This is a genomic window from Mucilaginibacter sp. SG538B, assembly GCF_013376065.1.
GTDB lineage: Bacteria > Bacteroidota > Bacteroidia > Sphingobacteriales > Sphingobacteriaceae > Mucilaginibacter > Mucilaginibacter rubeus.
On record NZ_JABMJI010000017.1, the window covers coordinates 1 to 3,095 of the forward strand.

A 3,095-nucleotide genomic window follows, 5' to 3' on the forward strand; every position below is an offset into this window, starting at 1 on the left:
GACGACCAGGTTAAGATCAGGGGCTACAGGATCGAGCTCGGCGAGATCGAAGCCGCTGTACTCGCATTTGAGGGTATCCGCGAAGCCCTCGTTATGGTGATCAAAGAAAATACTGATGATCAACAACTTGTTGCCTTTATAATCTCAGGCAATGAAGTAGACAGTACGGAACTAAGAGCGTTTTTAACGGAAAGGATCCCAGATTATATGGTTCCTAATTTCTTCCTATTCGTTGATGAGTTTCCATTGACCTCTAACGGAAAAGTCAATAGGAATGCGTTAGTGCTCTTGAGCGAAAAGTTAAAGGCAAAACGGAGGGAATATATTGCCCCAAGAAATGAGCTTGAAACTAAATTGGCGGTCATCTGGCAAACGATACTTGGACAGGAGAAAGTCGGGGTTTACGATGACTTTTTTGATCTTGGGGGACATAGTCTAAAGGCGACCCGTATGTTAAGTAGTTACCGTGCGGAATTTCATGTCATATTAACACTTAAGGATATTTTCCTCAACGTAACTATTGCCTCACACGCAAAAATTATTACTGACTCAGCTAATTCAAAACTAAACCATATAAACATCGTCGGGGAAGGTGCAGATTACGCTTTATCCAATGCACAAATGAGGTTGTGGTTATCTGATCAATATGGGACGGGGTCAGGTTCGTATAATATACCCATGTTTTATCGGATTACCGGCAATCTGGACATTCCCAGTTTTTTGAATGCAATTACCAGTGTTGTCAACAGGCATGAAAGTTTACGGACATATTTTAAGGAAAATGAATTTGGCGAACCAAGACAAATCGTTGTTTCCGATATCGAACATACTATCAGGCCTGAATATACAGACATAAGAGCAGCTGTCAATAAAGATGAACTGGTAATGGCACACCTGGATATTTACCGGAAGAAAGTATTTGATTTGGCTCGTCTCCCGCTCCTTCATATCGGGTTATTGCATATAGCTGACGAGTCTTTCATTTTATGCATTAATATTCATCATATTATTAGCGATGGCTGGTCCGTTGAGATCCTTAACAGAGACCTTCTTAAAATGTATCTGGCCTTTAAAAATGAAAAGCCTGATCCCCTTACGCCCCTAAAAATCCAATATAAGGATTTTGCATTTTGGCATAAAACGCTTATGAAAGGAAAGTTTTATGATGAAGCAAAAGAATTTTGGCTCAACAAACTCCAGGGTGATTTTAGCCCTATCGACCTGGGGGCTTATGACGTTTACAAAGACGACCTTTCTATTACTGCAACGGAAACTGTTGTTTATAAATTTAATGACGACACCATTTCCCAGTTAAGACAAATCACCAGAACTAATGGGGCAACTTTATTCAGCGGATTATTGGCTTTATTGAAGATACTTTTATTTCGCTATACGGGTCAGGGTGATATCGTGGTAATTGTCCCAAGCGCGGGAAGGGATCACCCGGACCTAGAAGATCAGGTGGGTTTTTACGTCAATACCTTACCTGTGCGGTCTGTCATTGAAGAAAGCCACACGCTGCTTGAAGTTCTCGACACGGTCAGAGATGCGTTAACTGAAGCTTTTAATTACCAATTATACCCTTTTGAGGTTTTGTTACACGACCTTGGCATAAAAAGGGATCAGAATAGGTTACCATTATCCAACATCATCGTTGACATCAGGGAAACAGTATTTGAGCGCGTTGTTTTGCCTGATACCGAAGACCTGCAGTTTTCTTATATTGATTCAGGAACCAATCAATCAAAATTTGATTTAGATCTGACGTTTGTTAATGACAATGGTTCGGTAGACGTCGTTATCAAATATAATAATAACCTTTATTCGAAGGAGTTCATCAGGCAATTTGGAAGGCACCTTGTTGACTTCGCTGATAATGCGGTATGTAATTCAGTTTCTAGGATCACTGAAATCGAGCTCGTCGGGCATGCAACGTCGCCGATTTCCGATTACCCGGTGAGAGCTTCTATAATTGATTTATTTGATGATCAGGTGGAAAATTATCCGGATCGGGTTGCAGTGACGGACAATGAAGTAAGAATCAGTTATCAGCGGCTTGATCTGTTATCCAACCAATTTGCTCATTACTTATTAAACGATTTTAAAGTTCAAAAAAACGATATTATCTGTGTTAGGCTTGATAAGACGAACTGGTTGCTGGTTGCCATTTTAGGTATTCTGAAGGCCGGGGCTGCATTTTGCCCGATCGATGTTGATTATCCCGACGAAAGGGCGTCTTATATTAAAAAAGATAGCGGAGCAAAATTACTTCTTGATAATGCAGTAATTGATAATTTCAGGCAAGAACTGGATGTTTATCCTTCCTCTCCATGTGCCATTAAAATTGCTCCGGAGGACCTCGCCTACGTCATATACACCTCCGGCTCAACAGGTAAACCCAAAGGCGTACTCGTCGAACATCGAAATGTCGTGAGTATCACCAAAGCATGGTCGAATGCCTATCGCCTGGATACTTTTCAGGTCAGGTTACTGCAACTTGCCAGTATATCTTTTGATGTATTTGCCGGGGATATCTGCAGAACACTTTTATCGGGCGGAGAGATGATTTTATGCCCGAACGAAGTTAAGTATGACTTACATGCTTTATATGAACTGATCAACAGCCATCAAGTCAATATCCTGGAAAGCACCCCTGGCCTGCTGTTACCCCTGATGGAGTACATAGAAGTATCAGACCTGAATATTGACTACATGCGTGTTTTGATACTTGGATCAGACACATTGAATCGCCAGGCCTATGAAAACTTATATCGACGCTATGGATCCAAGTTCAGAATAATAAATAGTTATGGAACTACCGAAACGACCATTGACTCGCTCTATTTCGAAGGAGAGATTACAGATCATCAACTTCCGGGAGGCTTCGTTCCGATCGGAAAGCCATATTCAAATACGAACTGTTATATTTTAAGCAAAACGGGCCAACCGCAGCCCGTAGGCGTACCGGGAGAACTTTTTATCGGGGGTGCAGGTGTCAGCCGGGGCTATTTGAACCGGGAAGAGCTGACCGCGGAGCGTTTTGTAAACAACCCGTTCGGTGAAGGCCGGCTTTACCGAACCGGCGACCTTGGCCG

At 42.1% G+C, this 3,095-nt stretch carries 1 protein-coding gene and 1 pseudogene; both read left to right on the forward strand.

The genetic code is table 11. The features are described from left to right. Window positions 1-93: 93 nt before the first annotated feature. Window positions 94-204, forward strand: a pseudogene (locus FHW88_RS30475) (hypothetical protein); the annotation flags it as partial. A 3-nt stretch (window positions 205-207) separates the two neighbouring features. Further along, a partial coding sequence (locus FHW88_RS29945) for a non-ribosomal peptide synthetase (protein WP_255485495.1) occupies window positions 208-3,095 on the forward strand: 2,888 nt, incomplete at its 3' end.